This window comes from Microbispora triticiradicis (assembly GCF_005864065.1).
GTDB lineage: Bacteria > Actinomycetota > Actinomycetes > Streptosporangiales > Streptosporangiaceae > Microbispora > Microbispora triticiradicis.
In genome coordinates, this window is the sequence record NZ_VANP01000005.1 from 436,479 (window position 1) to 452,252 (window position 15,774).

General features: G+C 73.6%; 17 protein-coding genes. 7 read left to right on the plus strand and 10 right to left on the minus strand.

Annotated elements, in window-relative coordinates:
• Positions 1-247 precede the first annotated feature (247 nt).
• Positions 248-1,075: a hypothetical protein gene (locus FED44_RS16060; protein ID WP_138461158.1), complete on the minus strand. Its 828-nt coding sequence runs from the start codon at positions 1,073-1,075 to the stop codon at positions 248-250.
• 285 nt (positions 1,076-1,360) lie between these two features.
• On the opposite strand from FED44_RS16060, the gene FED44_RS16065 reads away from it, so the two are divergent.
• Positions 1,361-2,011: a class E sortase gene (locus FED44_RS16065; protein WP_244301978.1), complete on the plus strand. Its 651-nt coding sequence runs from the start codon at positions 1,361-1,363 to the stop codon at positions 2,009-2,011.
• Positions 2,012-2,027: 16 nt separating this feature from the next.
• Positions 2,028-2,168: a hypothetical protein gene (locus FED44_RS35815; RefSeq protein ID WP_165900863.1), complete on the plus strand. Its 141-nt coding sequence runs from the start codon at positions 2,028-2,030 to the stop codon at positions 2,166-2,168.
• Positions 2,169-2,211: 43 nt separating this feature from the next.
• Here the strand turns inward: FED44_RS35815 and mshC are convergent, their stop codons facing one another.
• The 6 genes from mshC to FED44_RS16095 form a co-directional block, all read right to left on the minus strand.
• On the minus strand, positions 2,212-3,429 hold the full coding sequence (gene mshC / locus FED44_RS16070) for a cysteine--1-D-myo-inosityl 2-amino-2-deoxy-alpha-D-glucopyranoside ligase (RefSeq protein ID WP_138461159.1): 1,218 nt from the start codon (positions 3,427-3,429) through the stop codon (positions 2,212-2,214).
• A 10-nt stretch (positions 3,430-3,439) separates the two neighbouring features.
• Positions 3,440-4,252, minus strand: coding sequence for an NRDE family protein (locus FED44_RS16075; RefSeq protein WP_244301980.1), 813 nt, complete (start codon positions 4,250-4,252; stop codon positions 3,440-3,442).
• Between the two features lie 94 nt (positions 4,253-4,346).
• On the minus strand, positions 4,347-5,123 hold the full coding sequence (locus FED44_RS16080) for an SCO1664 family protein (protein WP_117409433.1): 777 nt from the start codon (positions 5,121-5,123) through the stop codon (positions 4,347-4,349).
• A gap of 37 nt (positions 5,124-5,160) precedes the next feature.
• Positions 5,161-5,727 carry a DUF3090 domain-containing protein gene (locus tag FED44_RS16085; RefSeq protein WP_117409432.1) on the minus strand — a complete coding sequence of 189 codons (567 nt, stop codon included), beginning with the start codon at positions 5,725-5,727 and terminating at the stop codon, positions 5,161-5,163.
• Positions 5,728-5,736: 9 nt separating this feature from the next.
• On the minus strand, positions 5,737-6,438 hold the full coding sequence (locus tag FED44_RS16090) for a histidine phosphatase family protein (RefSeq protein WP_117409431.1): 702 nt from the start codon (positions 6,436-6,438) through the stop codon (positions 5,737-5,739).
• Positions 6,435-7,253 carry an undecaprenyl-diphosphate phosphatase gene (locus tag FED44_RS16095; protein ID WP_117409430.1) on the minus strand — a complete coding sequence of 273 codons (819 nt, stop codon included), beginning with the start codon at positions 7,251-7,253 and terminating at the stop codon, positions 6,435-6,437. Before FED44_RS16095 ends, FED44_RS16090 begins: the two co-directional genes overlap by 4 nt.
• 35 nt (positions 7,254-7,288) lie before the next feature.
• On the opposite strand from FED44_RS16095, the gene FED44_RS16100 reads away from it, so the two are divergent.
• The 3 genes from FED44_RS16100 (at position 7,289) to FED44_RS16110 (ending at position 10,146) form a co-directional block, all read left to right on the plus strand.
• Positions 7,289-8,236, plus strand: a complete 948-nt coding sequence (locus FED44_RS16100; protein ID WP_117409429.1) for an aldo/keto reductase — start codon at positions 7,289-7,291, stop codon at positions 8,234-8,236.
• A gap of 141 nt (positions 8,237-8,377) precedes the next feature.
• Complete coding sequence (locus FED44_RS16105) at positions 8,378-9,361, plus strand: hypothetical protein (protein WP_117409428.1); 984 nt, start codon at positions 8,378-8,380, stop codon at positions 9,359-9,361.
• A 182-nt stretch (positions 9,362-9,543) separates the two neighbouring features.
• The gene (locus tag FED44_RS16110; RefSeq protein ID WP_154956589.1) at positions 9,544-10,146 is read left to right on the plus strand and encodes a DUF2690 domain-containing protein; all 603 of its coding nucleotides are present in this window, start codon (positions 9,544-9,546) and stop codon (positions 10,144-10,146) included.
• A gap of 34 nt (positions 10,147-10,180) precedes the next feature.
• On the opposite strand, the gene FED44_RS36435 is transcribed toward FED44_RS16110, so the two are convergent.
• The 3 genes from FED44_RS36435 to FED44_RS16125 all read right to left on the minus strand — a co-directional run bounded on the left by FED44_RS36435 (position 10,181) and on the right by FED44_RS16125 (position 12,742).
• Positions 10,181-11,083 carry a helix-turn-helix domain-containing protein gene (locus FED44_RS36435; protein ID WP_187405989.1) on the minus strand — a complete coding sequence of 301 codons (903 nt, stop codon included), beginning with the start codon at positions 11,081-11,083 and terminating at the stop codon, positions 10,181-10,183.
• 158 nt (positions 11,084-11,241) lie between these two features.
• Complete coding sequence (gene fabI, locus FED44_RS16120) at positions 11,242-12,006, minus strand: enoyl-ACP reductase FabI (protein ID WP_117409426.1); 765 nt, start codon at positions 12,004-12,006, stop codon at positions 11,242-11,244.
• Positions 12,007-12,037: 31 nt separating this feature from the next.
• Positions 12,038-12,742: a beta-ketoacyl-ACP reductase gene (locus FED44_RS16125; RefSeq protein WP_117409425.1), complete on the minus strand. Its 705-nt coding sequence runs from the start codon at positions 12,740-12,742 to the stop codon at positions 12,038-12,040.
• 76 nt (positions 12,743-12,818) lie between these two features.
• Here FED44_RS16125 and FED44_RS16130 point away from each other — a divergent pair, with 76 nt between their 5' ends.
• Positions 12,819-14,312: a TldD/PmbA family protein gene (locus tag FED44_RS16130; RefSeq protein WP_117409437.1), complete on the plus strand. Its 1,494-nt coding sequence runs from the start codon at positions 12,819-12,821 to the stop codon at positions 14,310-14,312.
• On the plus strand, positions 14,309-15,754 hold the full coding sequence (locus FED44_RS16135) for a metallopeptidase TldD-related protein (protein ID WP_244301981.1): 1,446 nt from the start codon (positions 14,309-14,311) through the stop codon (positions 15,752-15,754). The genes FED44_RS16130 and FED44_RS16135 overlap by 4 nt, the downstream gene beginning before the upstream one ends.
• Positions 15,755-15,774 lie beyond the last annotated feature (20 nt).

Here is a 15,774-nt window from a genome sequence, read left to right on the forward strand (position 1 = left end):
CCACTTGGACTCCCGATAACGGCCATTATGCCGACTGAGCATTCGCCCGGATTGCCAGCGACATGTCGCTGCTCGACTGTTATATGCGTCCGGTTAACGGCCGCTCCGCCCCGGCGCACGGCGCTTACCGAACGATCGCGCAGGGTTCTCGCTTCGTTGACCGGCCTCCCCGCCACACCTGCCGCGCGTCCCCTGCCGCGCGTCCCCTGCCACGGCATCCCCGGCCACGGCTCCGCGGGCACCGGTGCTACCCGGCGTCGGTGGAGCGCCACCGCCGGGCGGTGGCGAGGGTGCAGCCGAGCGCGACGGCCAGCAGGCCCGCGCCGGCGGCGGCCACGCTCACCGGCGCGCCGGTGAACGGGAGCCGAGCGCCGCCCGCCGGACCGCCCGCGGCGACCGGCGCGGGGCCGGCCATCTCCTCGGGAGCCACGCCGGCCGGCGCCTCGTCCGCCTCGTCCGCCTCGTCTTCGTCGGCCTCGTCGGCCTCGCCGGTCTCCGCCTCGTCGGTGGTGTCCTTCTCGGGGGACTCCTCCTCGTCCGTCTCCTCCCCGGGGAGTCCTTCCTCATCGGTGGTCTCCCCGGGTAGCTCCTCCGCCGGCCCCTTCGCCGGCCACTGCTCCGCGCTCTGCGTCGCGTTCTGCAGCGGTGCCATCTCAGCGCCGCCCGCACCCGCACCGGTGCCCGGGCCGATGGCCGGACCGACGCCGGTGACGCTCGGGCCGGCGCCGCGACCCGCGCCCGCGGGCGCGGCGATGGGCTGCGCGTTGATCGTCTTGGTGTCGCTGTAGGTGTAGGCCAGCGGATAGCTCCAGCCGCCGGCGTTCCGGTTCCAGGCCCCGCCGTTGTTGTTGCACGCGTTGCCCGTGCAGACGGGCTGCTGCGCGGCCGTCCCCGGCCCGCTCTCCTGCACGACCGGGCTCGCGTCCACGTTCTCGCCCGGCTCCTCGGCGTTCTCCACCGTGACGGGCTCCGGCGAGAGGGCCGTATCGTCCCCCGCCGGGGCGACCGGTGGCATGACGGTCCGCGCGGCCGCGGCCGCGGGGATCCCGAGCGTCAGGCCGCCCGCGACCGTCACCGCCAGAAGAATGGGTAGGGTGTTTTTTCGCGCCAATTTGGACTCCCGATAACGGCATTCACGTAAACGAGCATCTGCGACTGTTGTAAGCGGCCGGTGAAGATCGGCTCGACACGGCGCACGGCGCTTACCGAACGATCGGCCAGGGTTCTCGGTCCGTTGACCGCGACCCGCTCGCCGCTTCGCGCGCGCGGCGCGGCCTGGTGTGAGTCGGGAGTGCCAAAGAATTCACCAACGCCCCCGCGCGACGGCCGCGAATCGTCACCGGAAGGCGATACTCGGTCCGTGCGCGGAGACGACGGCGGAGCCGTGACGGCGACCGTACGGGTGATCGGCGAGCTGTGCCTGCCCGCCGGTCTGGTCCTGCTGCTGTTCTACGCGTACCTGCTCTGGGGCACCGGCGCGGAGACCGAACGGGAGCAGCGCGTCCTGCAGCGGCGGCTGGGGGAGGTCTTCCTGCGGCATGAGAGGCGGACGGGCCCCGCCGCGGTGCGGCCCGGCGACGCCCTGGCGCTGCTGCGCATCCCGCGCCTGGGAGCCGGGTACCGGTTCGCCGTCGTCGAGGGCGTGGGCCCGGACGAGCTGCGCAGGGGCCCCGGTCACTACCCCGGCACCGCCCTGCCCGGTCAGGTCGGCAATTTCGTGCTCTCGGGACACCGCACCACCTACGCGGCGCCGTTCAACCGGATCGACCGGCTTCAGCGCGGCGACGACATCATGGTGGACGCGTGGGACGCCCGCTACACCTACCAGGTGACGCGCAAGGAGGTCGTGGATCCCGGCGAGGTCGACGTCGTCGATCCCGTCCCCGGCCACCCGGGGCAGCGGCCCACCACCGCGTACATGACCATGACCACCTGCCACCCCAAGTTCTCCGCGACGCAGCGCCTGGTCGTCCAGAGCGTGCTCGTCCGCCGTGAGGAACGCCGCGACTGACCGAGGGAGATCTGGCGTGTACAGGTTCCTCTGGCGGCTGCTGCCCGGCGGCGCCGCGCTCCGGCTGACGATCGCCGTGCTGCTGACCGGAGGCGCGGTGGCCGCGCTGTGGTACGTCGTGTTCCCCTGGCTGGCGCCGCGCCTGCCGATTGGTTGAGCCGGCCGCCGGGCTCACGGCACCGCCCGGCGGCCGCACCCGGTCAGAGGGCGACGCCGAGCAGCGCGTCGGCGACGTCGCGGACCAGCGCGGGCGAGGACGTGTCGTCGCCCTCCCCGGCCGCCCAGGCGTCGATCGCGGCAAGCGCGCCGGGCGCGTCGAGGTCGTCGGCGACCCGCTCGCGGACCGCGGCGAGCACGGGCTCGCCCGCGGGCCCCGCCGGACGCGTCACCGCCGCCCGCCACCGCGCCAGCCGGGCCTCGGCCTCCGAAAGCTGGTCCCCCGTCCACTCCCAGTCGGTGCGGTAGTGGTGCGCCAGCAGGGCGAGCCGGACGGCCATGGGGTCGGTCGTGCGCCGCAGCCGGGAGACGAACACGAGGTTGCCCTTGGACTTCGACATCTTCTCGCCGTCCAGGCCGACCATGCCGGCGTGCACGTACGCACGGGCGAACGGCCACTCGCCGGTGGCGACGTGGCCCTCGCAGGCGCCCATCTCGTGGTGGGGGAAGATCAGGTCGGAGCCGCCGCCGGCGACGTCGAACCCGGTGCCGAGGTTGCGCAGGGCGATGGCCGTGCACTCGACGTGCCATCCCGGCCGGCCCCGGCCGAACGGCGAGTCCCAGGAGGGCTCGCCCGGCCGCTCGGCCCGCCACAGCAGCCAGTCGAGCGGGTGACGCTTGCCCGCCCTGCCGGGGTCGCCGCCGCGCTCGGCGAACAGCGCCAGCATCGTCTCCTCGGAGTAGCCCGAGACCGCGCCGAACTTCGGCGCCGCGGTGACGGAGAAGTAGACGTCGCCGTCGCCGTCGACGTCGTAGGCCGCGCCGCGCTCCGACAGCCGGCCGATCACCCCGGTGATCTCCTCGATCGTCTCGGTGACCCCCACGTACTCGCGGGGCGGCAGGATCCGCAGCGCCTCCATGTCGGAGCGGAACAGCTCGATCTCCCGCTCGCCGAGGGACCGCCAGTCGGTGCCGGTCGCCGCCGCCCGCTCCAGCAGCGGGTCGTCCACGTCGGTGGCGTTCTGCGTGTAGTGCACGTCGTGGCCCGCGTCCCGCCAGGCCCGGTTCACGAGGTCGAAGGCGAGGTAGGTGTTGGCGTGCCCGAGATGCGTGGCGTCGTACGGCGTGATGCCGCAGACGTACATCCGGGCCTCTCCCGTGGGGGCCGTCTCCCGCACCTCTCGGGCGGCGGTGTCGTACAAACGGAGCGGAAGGCCCGGACCAGGCAGCCTGGGGACATTCGGAGCAGACCACGATCGCATGGTGTGCAGCCTATCCGCGCGCCCGACGGCTCCGGCCGGGCGGTCCGCCCCGGGACGTGTCGATCTCGTGCCAGGTGGAGGGGTCGTCCGGCTGGGGACAGAAGTCGTAGCGCAGCCCCTCCGGGGCCAGGGCGACCAGCGTCACCGACAGGCTCGCGAAGATCCGCCCGTCCGGGAGACGCCGCCGCATGATCAGCGCCCGGGGGTCGTCCCAGGCCACCGCGCCCCCCACCGTGCCCTCCGCCGTGCCCTCCGCGGTGCCGCCCATCCCGGCGCCGGAGGCCGGGTCCAGCCACTCGCCCCAGAAACGCTCCGTGGAGCCGCCGTCGGTCCACTCCGGCCGGGCGGCGCGGGTGAACCGGGGCCGGAACCAGGCCGTCCGCGGGTCTCGGCCGGACCGGTCCCAGCCCGTGTTGACGATCATGTGCACGCCCCCGGGCAGCTTCTCCTCGGCGAGCCGTCCGCCGTCCCAGCTCCACAGCCGTACGCCGTCGAGACCGCCGAGGACGAGATGGAAGGGGTCGTAGCGGAACAGGTCGACCGGCGGCAGCTCCCCCGCCTCGGCGGCCAGCAGCGGCAGCTCGCCGCGGGACCGCCGCCCGGCCGCGGGAGCCGCGGTGCCCTCGCCGTTGAGCAGCGCGGCGACGCGCCGCTCCGCCGGGTCGGCGGCCAGCCAGGTGCCGCCCGCCTCCAGGTCTCGGCCCCCGATCAGCCCGGGGTGGTCGGGCCAGTGACGGTCGGGTGACATCCACGGCCGCGTGACGAACTCGTCACGCACGCCCACCAGGAGCACCGGTGTGCCGGCCTCCGGGTCGACGCTCACGATGACCGTACACACTGCGTGTTCCCTCCGAAAAAGGTAGAGACCCCTGCAGAGTGCACAATACGTACGTTCTGCGCAAGCTTCGGGCGGACCATCAGATCGGCGGCCATGGGATGGCGGGCCAGTCGTCGGAGGGATGCGGGTGGACGCCGGTGGCCAGCAGCCTCTTGACCCGCTCCCAGGTCGCCTCCACCTCGGCCTGGGTGAGCAGCTCGCGCAGCCGCCGCCCGAGACGGCCCCGCTCGATCTCGCGCTCCAGCCGCTCCAGCACGTTGACCGCCTCGCGCGGCAGCGTCCTGCCACGCCACTGCCACAGCACCGTACGTAGCTTGTCGTCCACGGAGAAGCACACTCCGTGGTCGACGCCGTACACATGGCCGTCCGGCAGCGGGAGCAGGTGGCCGCCCTTGCGGTCGGCGTTGTTCACCACCGCGTCGAAGACGGCCATGCGGCGCAGGGCGGGGTTGCGGCTGCGCATCACGGTCATCAGGTCGGCGTCGGGATCGGCGTCGATCCACAGCTGCACCATGCCGGGGCCGAAGGGGCCGTCCCGGAGGACCGTCGGCGGCACGATGCGCCAGCCGGTGACCGCCGCCACCTCGTAGGCGGCCACCTCCCGGGCAGCGAGCGTGCCGTCGGGGAAGTCCCACAGAGGCCGCTCACCCCGCACCGGCTTGTACACGCACGCCGCCGCGTGCTCGCCGGTGGCGACGGAGCAGTAGAGCGTCATGTTCGTGGCCTCGACGAGTCGCCCGGCCACTTCTAAGGTGCCCTCCCGCAGCAGGCGCATCGCCGCCGCGTCGTCCAGTCCCGCCCCGTCGGGTCCCGCTCTGTCCACGCCGCCGATGCTCGCCTCGTCCTCAGCCGTCATCCGGATCCTCGCCACGCCGCGCGTACCGCCCTGCCCCTCACGCGGACAGCCCTCCGGGGTGGTGGCCGTTGAGCCGCACGCAGATGTGGCCCTCCGGGTCGAGGGGGCGCCCGCACAACGGGCACGGAGGCCGGCCCGCGGCCACCACCTCCAGGGCCCTGCGGCTGAACGCGCGGGCGGCGGCGGCGCTGATCCGCACCCTGAGGACGGCGGGCTCGGGCCGGTCGTCGGCCGGCGGCTCGTCCTCCTCGTCGCCCTCGCCCGCCTCCTGCGCCTCGATGACCACCTGGGAGGTCTCCGGGTCCCAGGCGAGCGCCATGGTCCCCACCCGGAAGTCCTCGTCGAGCGGCAGCTCCAGCGGCCCCTCGTCGGTCAGATCGGCGGGGGCGACGGCCGGGACCGGCGCGCGCCCGCCGCTGCGCCGCAGCACCTCGTCGAGCAGCTCGTCAAGGCGGTCGGCCAGCACGGCGACCTGGAACTTCTCGAGCGCCACGGTGGTGATCCTGCCGTGGCCGCGCGCCTGCAGGAAGAAGGCTCGTGCGCCCGGTTGCCCAACGGCACCGGCCACGAACCTGTCAGGCGGATCGTAATCGAAGACCGGCATAGCCCGACCTTATGTGGTCCCTGCTCCGCCGCCGACGGCGGCGTCGCTTCCGGTGGTGGTTTCTCCCCCGTCTTCCCGCGACGGAACCTCGGGCGGGGGCACCAGGTTGGCCACTCCCCCGCCCACGTCGTTGGCCCTCAGCAGGAAGGGGCGCAGCGGTGTGTAACGGATCACGGTGACGGAGGCGGGGTCGGCCGTGATGCGCTGGAACTGGTCCAGGTGCAGCCCCAGCGCGTCGGCCACGATCGCCTTGATGACGTCCCCGTGACTGCAGACCAGATAGGTGGCCTTCTCGCCGAGCCGCTCGTTCCAGTCCCGTACGGCCCGCACGGCCCGGCTCTGCACCTCCGCCATGGCCTCGCCGCCGGGGAAGACCGCCGCGCTGGGATGGGCCTGCACGACCCGCCACAGCGGCTCCTCGGCGAGCTCCTTCAGCGGCCTGCCGGTCCAGTCGCCGTAGCCGCACTCGCCGAACCTGTCGTCGGTCTGCACCGTGACCGGGCGGCCCTGGGCGATGGCGGCGGCGGTCTCCTGACACCGGTCCAGCGGGCTCGACACGATCGCGTCCAGCTCCAGCGGCGCGAGCCGCTCGGCCACCGCGCGCGCCTGCTCCCGGCCGCGCTCGTCCAGGTGGACGCCGGGCGTCCAGCCCGCCAGCACCGGGCCGGTCAGGTCGGTCAGGCCGTGCCGTACGAGAAGGACGGTCGTCATGACTGGAGCACCCCCAGGTAGAGGAGGGTGAGGAGGAACGTTCCGGCGAAGACGCGGTAGACGACGAAGACGATCGTGGAGTGCCGCGCCACGTAACGCAGCAGCCAGGCGATCGAGGCGTACCCGACCACGAACGAGACGACGGTCGCGATCAGGGTCGGCACGAGCGGCGGGCCGCCGCCGTCGCCGACGTCGCGCAGCTCGAACAGGCCCGACAGCACCACGGCCGGGATGGACAGCAGGAAGGAGTAGCGGGCCGCCGCCTCGCGCGTGTAGCCGAGGAACATCGCGCCGGTCATCGTGGAGCCCGAGCGGGACGCGCCGGGGATCAGCGGCGCCATCTGCCACAGCCCCACGATCAGGCCGTCGCGCATGGTGAGGTCGGCGACCTCCTTCTTCTTCCTGCCGAACTGCTCGGCCGCGAGCAGCAGCAGGCCGAACGCGATCAGCATGGTGGCGTTGAGCCAGAGGTTGCGGGCCGGGCCCTCGATCGCGTCCTTGAACAGCAGGCCGGCCACGCCGATCGGGATCGTGCCGAGCCCGATGTACCACCCCATGCGGGCGTCGAGGTCGCCCCGCAGCTCCGGCGTCCACAGGCTGCGCAGCCAGGTCCAGAGGATCCGGACGATGTCGCGCCAGAAGTAGAGCAGCACGGCCAGCATGGTGCCGAGCTGGATCACCGCGGTGAAGGCGGCGCCGGGGTCGCCCCAGCCGGCCAGCTTGGGCACGATCAGCAGGTGGGCGGAGCTGGAGATGGGCAGGAACTCGGTGAGACCCTGCACGACTCCCAGCACGATGGCCTGAAGTACGTCCATGGTGCGGACAGCCTATCGGCTAGTCTGTCCGCACAATGGACCAGCGACTTGTCGGGCGCAGCGGTCTCTCGGTGTCCCGGATCGGGCTCGGCACGATGACCTGGGCCCGCGACACCTCGGCCGAGGAGGCGACCGCTCAGCTCACCGCGTTCGCCGAGGCCGGCGGCACGCTGATCGACACGGCCGACGTGTACGGCGGGGGCGACGCGGAGCGGCTGATCGGCCGGCTCATCCGCGACGTGGTGCCGCGCTCGGAGCTGGTGATCGCGACCAAGGCGGTCCTCATGCCCGGCGGCGAGCGGGACGCCTCCCGCCGCCATCTCATCCGCGCCCTCGACGCGTCCCTGGCCCGTCTCGGGCTGGAGGAGGTCGACCTCTGGCAGCTCCACGCGTTCGACGACCGGGTGCCGCTCGACGAGACGCTCGCGGCCGTCGACTTCGCCGTCTCGACCGGCCGTACGGCCTACGCCGGAGTGTGCGACTACACGGGCTGGCAGCTGGCCGCCGCCGCGACCTGGCAGCGGTGCGGCGACGCGCGCGCCCCCCTCGTCGCGGTGCAGGCGGAGTACTCCCTGCTGGCCAGGGAGCCGGAGGAGGAGCTGATCCCGGCCGCCGCGCACGTGGGCGCCGGGCTGCTCGCCTGGTCACCGCTGGGACGCGGCGTGCTGACCGGGAAGTACCGCACCGGGATCCCCGCCGACTCGCGCGCCGCCACCCCGCACTTCGCCGAGTTCGTACGGCCCTATCTTGACGAGCGGTGCCGCCGGATCGTGGAGTCGGTGACCACGGCGGCCGAGGGGCTCGGCGTGTCGCCGCTCGCGGTGGCGCTCGCCTGGGTGCGCGACCGCCCGGGCGTGTCGTCGGCGATCGTCGGCGCCCGCACCCACGCGCAGCTCCTCGGCGTGTTACAGGCCGAGGAGCTGACCCTGCCGTGGGAGATCCGGGAGGCCCTGGACGACGTGTCGGACGTCTCCGACCCCTGACCCGCCGAGAGGCGAACGAGAATCGTCTTCACGTATCACGCATCGATACCGAATTGCAACTTTCTACTGCATAACCCCGCGCTCTGGCGAAGAGTGGCGGGTATGTCGGGGGATTGACCAGACGACCGCGGAAGGGAACACATGGGCACCGCACGCAAGGCCTCCGCCATCTCCGCCGGGGCTCTCGCGATCGCCCTGGGCGGTGGGCTCCCCCTCGCCGCGTCCCCGGCATGGGCCGACTGCACCACCGGCGGCGGGCTCGTCTCGGGACTCACCGGCGGCGTCTGCAACCTGGTGGACGGCGTGGGCCGCGTGGCGGACGGCGTCACCGACGTCGCGGACAAGGCGACCGGAGGGGTGACGGAGCCGGTCACCAAGGCCGTGGACGACACCGTGCAGACGGTGACCGGCACCGCCGGCACCGCCGTCGACGACATCGGGAAGACGGTGGACGACACCGTGAAGGCGGCCACCGGCGCGGCCGGGACGGCGTCGGACGCGGTGGGCTCGGCGGGCGGCGGCGTGACCGGAGGCGGCTCGGGAGACTCCCCGGCCGGGAGTGCTCCCACTCCCGTCCAGGATCTGACCGACGGGCTGAGCCGGACGATCCAGGACACCTGCCTGCCCCTGGTGGCCGGCGAGCGCTGCGCGTCCGGCGACGAGACGGGCACCGGCGCCGGCGGGAGCGGCCGGAAGCACCGCCCGCCCGCGACCGCCGGCCGTCCGGCGCGTCCGAAGCCCTCGCACGCGCCCGAGGGCGCCCTCCCGGCGGAGCCGTACCGGCCGGGGCCGGCCGCGCAGAGCGGCGGGACGCCGGCCGCGCCCTCTCACCCCGTCGTGGACCCGGACGCGGACGGCCTGATCCCGCTCCTGTGGCCGGGTCAGAAGATGCCCGAGTTTCCGGGTCTGCCCGGCCGGGTCACCGGCGTGCCCCTGCGGGACCAGCGGCCGTACGACGCCGTGGGGACGGCCCTCACGGCGGCGCTGCTGCTGTCGGCGGTGCTCGCCACCCGGGTGGTCTCGGCGCGGCGGGCCCGCGCCGGGCAGCAGGAACCGCAGGAGTCGATCCCGTTCGAGGGCGGCCTGCGGCTGCCCGACCGGTCGGGCCGCCACCGGCTCGCCTGAGCGCGCCGTCTTCCGTGACGTCGTCCGAGGTCACGGATTGATGCGCGGCGCCGCCGGACGGACGGGTTGATGCGCGTTGTCTCCACTCCCTGTGCGGCCGTCGCCGCCGTCCCCCCACGTGGGCTTCCATGCCTGTCGTGGCACCCGCGAAGGGCCGGGTGCCGGCAGGAGAGGAGGAGCCCGTGACGAGATGGAGCACCGTCCTGAGGACGCTCGCCGTACCGGCGCTCGCCGCGACCGTGCTCGCGGCGGCCCCGGCGGCGTCGGCCGGATCGGGAGGCGGATCGGGGCCGGGGCAGGGGTCCGGGCAGGGCTCGAGAGCACCGTCCGGTCCGGGGCCGGGGCGGGCCATGGGGCCGGAGCCGTCGGGTGCGGCGCGCTCCCCGCACCGCTCGGGGACGTTCTGCGCCCTGAGCCCGGGCCGCCGGTTGTGCGACGGCACCGACCCGGTGGACTCGGCGTGCGCGTCCGGCGCGTACACCGTGCGCAGCTCCAGGCTCTGGTACCGCGACGGCCGCGGGCCGGCGGGCGCCACGGCCGAGTTGCGGTACTCGCCCCGGTGCGGGACGAACTGGTCCAGGGTCACGTTCGACGGGGGCCGGACGGGCCCGGTCACTGTCATGGTCTGCCGGGGTGACGGCTACGGCGACTGCACCGAGGCGTACCGCACGCGCGGCGGCTCGGCCTACTCCGACCAGCTGTACGCCAGGGACGTGCCGGCGACGGCGTACGCCTGGTGCTGCGGCGCCGGACCCGGCTCGGCCGGCGCGTGGGCGAGGGGCTGAGCCCCGCCCGGCGAGGACGTGGAGGGCGGGCGCGTCAGCGGGCACAACGGGTCGCGGCGTGCGGGCCCTCCCCCCGCTCGGTGACCACCCAGCCCTCCACCCACACGCACCCCCGTGCCAGGGAGAGCATGTCGCCGTAGCTGCCCGGCGGCGTGTTGTTGGACCACCGCGAGCGGACCTGGGCGTTGTCCGCCGGGCGGTGCGCGGCGAGCCACACCGTGTACAGACGGGGATTGTCGTAGTGCGCGGACGCCCATGCCGTGTCGCAGACCGGGCTGCGCCGCAGCCGCAGCGTCCCGAAGCGGGCGCCGCCCGGCAGGAGGAGCGGGACGGCGTCGAGCGTTTCGAGCGTGTCCGGGTCGGGCCCGCATCCCCGGGCCCGGGGGTCGTCGCCGTCCATGTCCTCGGCCTGGCTCGCGTCCGTCGTCCGGTCGGTGAGGTGCTGGTTGCGCGACGTCCAGCCGGGCGCGAGCAGCGGGCCGCCTCCTGCGGCGCCGAGCGCCACCGCGCCGGCGGTCACGAGGGCGGCCAGCGGCACGAGCAGGCGCCCGCGTTCGCGTGCCCGGCCCGCGAGGCCGCCGGACGCCCCGCCGGGCGCGGCGGACGGGACGTCCTGTCCCTCGTCCGCCGCCGGAGACGGCGGTTCCCCGCCGGACGTCTCTGGGGCATCGGCGATCTCCGCGCTGACGCGGTGCCAGCGCCGCGTCCATTCGTCCTCGTCGCCGCCGCAGGCCCTGACGAAGGCGAGGGTGACCTCCAGGCTGGGCAGGACCCGCCCGCCCGCCGCCCGCGACAGCACCGTGGCGGAGTAGTGGGCCCGCTCGGCGAGGGCACGGTAGGTGGGTGTCCCGGCCTCCTCACGCAGCCGCCGCAACGCCACGGCGAACGCCTGGACGGGACCCTCCTCGGGGCTCAGGTCGCGCTCTGGTCGTCCCATCGTCCCCACCCACGGCCGCCGGACGGCCAGGACCTCGCGGGCTCACCGGGTCACGCCCGCCCAGGCGGGCGGACCCCACGCACGTCCCGATGGTAGGCGCGGCGACGGCAGGCGGCAAGATCGCGGGGCCGCGGGCACCCGCGGCGGAACCGCCGCCGTCAGGCGCCCATCGCGTGCACGCCGCCGTCGACGTGGACGATCTCGCCGGTGGTGGCGGGGAACCAGTCGGACAGCAGCGCGAGGCACGCCCGGGCGGCGGGGGCGGTGTCGGTCAGGTCCCAGCCGAGCGGCGCGCGCTCCGGCCAGGAGTCCTCGAACTCCTGGAAACCGGGGATGTTCTTGGCCGCCATCGTGCGGAGCGGACCGGCGGCGACGAGGTTGACCCGGATGCCGTGCCTGCCCAGGTCGCGCGCCAGGTAGCGGGAGCACGACTCCAGCCCGGCCTTGGCGACGCCCATCCAGTCGTAGACCGGCCACGCCTTGGTCGCGTCGAAGTCCAGGCCGACGACCGCGCCGCCCTCCTTCATCAGCGGCAGGCAGGCGACGGCGAGCGACTTGAACGAGAACGTCGAGACGTGCACCGCCGTGGCGACGTCCTCCCACGAGGTGTTGAGGAAGTTGCCGCCCAGGCAGGACTGCGGGGCGAAGCCGATGGAGTGGACGACCCCGTCCAGCCCGTCGAGGTGCTCGCCGACGCGGTCGGCGAGCGTGTCGAGGTGGTCGGTGTCCTGCACGTCCAGTTCGATCACCGGCGGCGGCTCGGGCAGCCGCTTGGCGATGCGCTCGACCAGGCTGAGACGGCCGTAGCCGGTCAGCACGACCCGCGCGCCCTCCTCCTGGGCCAGCTTGGCGACGTTGAAGGCGATCGACGAGTCGGTGAGGACTCCCGTGACCAGCAGTCGCTTACCGTCCAGCAAACCCATGTCCAGCTCCGCTCAGTCAGTGCTCAGTGGCTCAGTGGCCCATGCCGAGGCCGCCGTCGACGGGGATGACCGCCCCGGTGATGTAGGAGGCGTCGTCGCTCGCCAGGAACCTGACGACCCGCGCGATCTCCTCCGCGTGCGCCTGCCGTCCGAGCGGGATGCTCTTGCGGATCTGCTCCTGCGTCGCCTCGTCGAGCACCGCGGTCATGTCGGTCTCCACGAACCCGGGCGCGACGACGTTGACCGTGATGCCCCGCGAGCCGAGCTCGCGGGCGAGCGAGCGGCCGAAGCCGACCAGCCCGGCCTTGGAGGCGGCGTAGTTCGTCTGGCCGGCCGAACCGGACAGGCCGACGACGGAGGAGATCAGGATGACGCGCCCGCGCCGCATCCGCAGCATGGGCCGCACGGCCCGTTTGGCGACGCGGTAGGCGCCCGTCAGGTTCGTGTCGATGACGTCGGTGAAGGTCTCTTCCTTCATCATCGGCAGCAGGGTGTCCTTGGTGATCCCGGCGTTGGCGACGACCACCTCGACCGGGCCGTGCTCGGCCTCGGCCTTCTCGAAGGCGGCGTCGACGTCGGCGGCTCTCGTCACGTCGCAGCGGACCCCGAACAGGCCCTCCGGGGGCTCTCCGGAACGGTAGGTGACGGCGACGGCGTCTCCCGCGGCGGCGAGCTCACGGGCGATCGCGAGGCCGATACCGCGGTTTCCACCGGTGACGAGAACAGAGCGAACCATGCAACCGACCGTATCGGCTACCGGACGGTAACCGCTTGTCCGCAGGACACAAGATCACAGGGCTAGGATCGTGGACATGCGCCAGATCGACCCGGACTTCCTCGCCCTGCCACTGCGGCGGCTGGCGGACGCGGCCCTGCAGCGCGCCCGTGACCTGGGCGCCGAGCACGCCTCCTTCCGCCTCGAACGGGTGCGCGCCGAGACCCTGCGCCTGTTCGACGCCCGCCTGGAAGGGTCCTCCGACGCCGACGACCTCGGGTTCGCCGTACGGGTGATCAAGGACGGCACCTGGGGGTTCGCGTCCGGCATCGAGCTGACCGCGGAGGCGGCGGCGCGCGCCGCCGAGGAGGCCGTGCGGGTGGCGGCCGTCAGCGCGCCGATCAACCGCGAGCCGGTCGGGCTCGCCCCCGAGCCGGTGTACGACGACGTGACCTGGGTGTCGGCCTACGACGTCGACCCGTTCGACGTGCCGCTGGCGGACAAGACGGCGCTGCTGGCGGAGTGGTCGTCCGGCCTGCTCGGCCGCACCGACCACGTCTCCGCCTCGCTCATGCAGGTCAAGGAGCAGAAGTTCTACGCCGACTCGGCGGGCACGGTGACCACACAGCAGCGGGTCCGGCTGCATCCCGTGCTGACGGCGATGAGGACCGACGGCGACCGGTTCGACGACATGCGCACGCTCGCGCCGCCGGTCGGCCGGGGGTACGAGTACCTCACCGGCGCCGGCTGGGACTTCCCCGCCGAACTGGCCGAGCTGCCCGACCTGCTGGACGAGAAGCTGAAGGCGCCCTCGGTGGAGGCCGGGCGGTACGACCTGGTCGTCGACCCGTCCAACCTGTGGCTGACCATCCACGAGTCGATCGGGCACGCGACCGAGCTGGACCGGGCGCTCGGATACGAGGCGGCCTACGCCGGCACCTCGTTCGCCACGTTCGACCAGCTCGGCAGCCTGCACTACGGCTCGCCCGTGATGAACGTGACGGGCGACCGCACGGTCGAGCACGGCCTCGCCACCGTCGGCTGGGACGACGAGGGCGTCGCGGGCCAGTCGTTCGACATCGTCCGGGAGGGCACGCTGGTGGGCTACCAGCTCGACCGCCGGATGACGCTGCTGAAGGGCCTCGGCAGGTCGAACGGCTGCGCCTTCGCCGACTCCCCCGGGCACGTGCCGATCCAGCGGATGGCGAACGTCTCGCTCCAGCCGGCGCCGGACGGCCCGTCCAGCGAGGAGCTGATCTCCCGGGTGGAGCGCGGCGTCTACATCCTGGGCGACAAGAGCTGGTCGATCGACATGCAGAGATACAACTTCCAGTTCACCGGGCAGCGGTTCTACCGCATCGAGAACGGCCGGCTGGCCGGGCAGCTCCGCGACGTGGCCTACCAGGCGACCACCACGGACTTCTGGCGTTCCATGGAGGCCGTCGGCGGCCCCGGGACGTACGTGCTCGGCGGCGCCTTCAACTGCGGCAAGGGCCAGCCGGGCCAGGTCGCGCCGGTCAGCCACGGCGCCCCGGCGGCGTTGTTCCGCGGCGTACGGATCCTCAACACCGTCCAGGAGGGTGGCAAGTGAGCGACCATTTGAGCGACGGGGTGAGTGGCGGGGTGAGCGGCGGGCTGGTCACACCGCAGGAGACGGTGGAGCGGGCGCTCGCGCTGAGCGAGGCCGACGGCTGCGTCGTCATCGTGGACGAGGGCTCGACCGCCAACCTGCGCTTCGCCGGCAACACGCTGACGACCAACGGCGTCGCCCGCTCCTCGCGGCTCACCGTGATCTCCGTGGTGGGCGCGGGGGTTGGGGTCGTGTCACGCTCCGCCGTACGGGACGGGCAGCTCGCCGACGTGGTGGCCGCGGCCGACCGCGCCGCCCGCGAGGCCCGCCCGTCGGAGGACGCGCGGCCTCTGGTGGGCACGGACGGTGTGGACACGGAAGCGGCGAACACGGCGGCCGCGGGCTGGGACCGGCCGGTGGAGCCGACGTCCATCGACGTCTTCGGCGGGTTCGCCCCCGCGCTCGGCGAGGCGTTCGCCGCCGCCGACGCCTCGGGACGCAGGCTGTACGGCTTCGCCGAGCACATCGTGACCTCCACCTTCGTCGGCTCGTCCGCCGGCCTGCGGCTGCGCCACGACCAGCCGACCGGCCGGCTGGAGCTGAACGCCAAGTCGGCGGACCTGTCGCGTTCGGCCTGGACGGGCGTCGCCACCCGCGACTTCGCCGACGTGGACGTGGCCGCGCTCGACGCCACGCTCAGCCGGCGGCTCGACTGGGCCAAGCGGCGGATCGACCTGGAGCCGGGTCGTTACGAGACGATCCTGCCGCCGACGGCGGTCTCCGACCTGATGATCTACCTGTACTGGTCGTCCGGCGCGCGCGACGCCGCCGACGGGCGCACGGTGTTCTCCCGGCCGGGCGGCGGCACGCGGGTCGGCGAGCGGCTGTCGCCGCATCCGATCTCGCTGTACAGCGACCCCGCCCACCCCGGGATCGCGTGCGCGCCTTTCGTCGTCGCGCACGCCTCCGGCCGCGAGCAGTCGGTCTTCGACAACGGCCTGCCCCTCGGCCGCACCGAGTGGATCAGCGACGGCACACTGGCCAACCTGGTGCAGACCCGGCACTCGGCGGAGCTGACCGGCCTGGCCGCGACCCCGCAGATCGACAACCTGGTGATGGAGGGCCCGGCGGGCGGGCGCTCGCTGGAGGAGATGGTCGCCTCGACCGAGCGGGGACTGCTGCTGACCTGCCTGTGGTACATCCGGGAGGTCGACCCGCAGTCGCTGCTGCTGACCGGGCTCACCAGAGACGGGGTGTACCTGGTCGAGAACGGCGAGGTCGTCGGCGAGGTCAACAACTTCCGGTTCAACGAGTCGCCGGTGGACCTGCTCGGCCGCCTGACCGAGGTCGGCGCGAGCGTGCCCACCCTGCCCCGCGAGTGGGGCGACTGGTTCAACCGCGCCGTCATGCCGCCGGTCCGCGTGCCCGACTTCAACATGTCGACGGTCAGCCAGGCGAGCTGAGCCCGCCCGGCCGTCCTGCG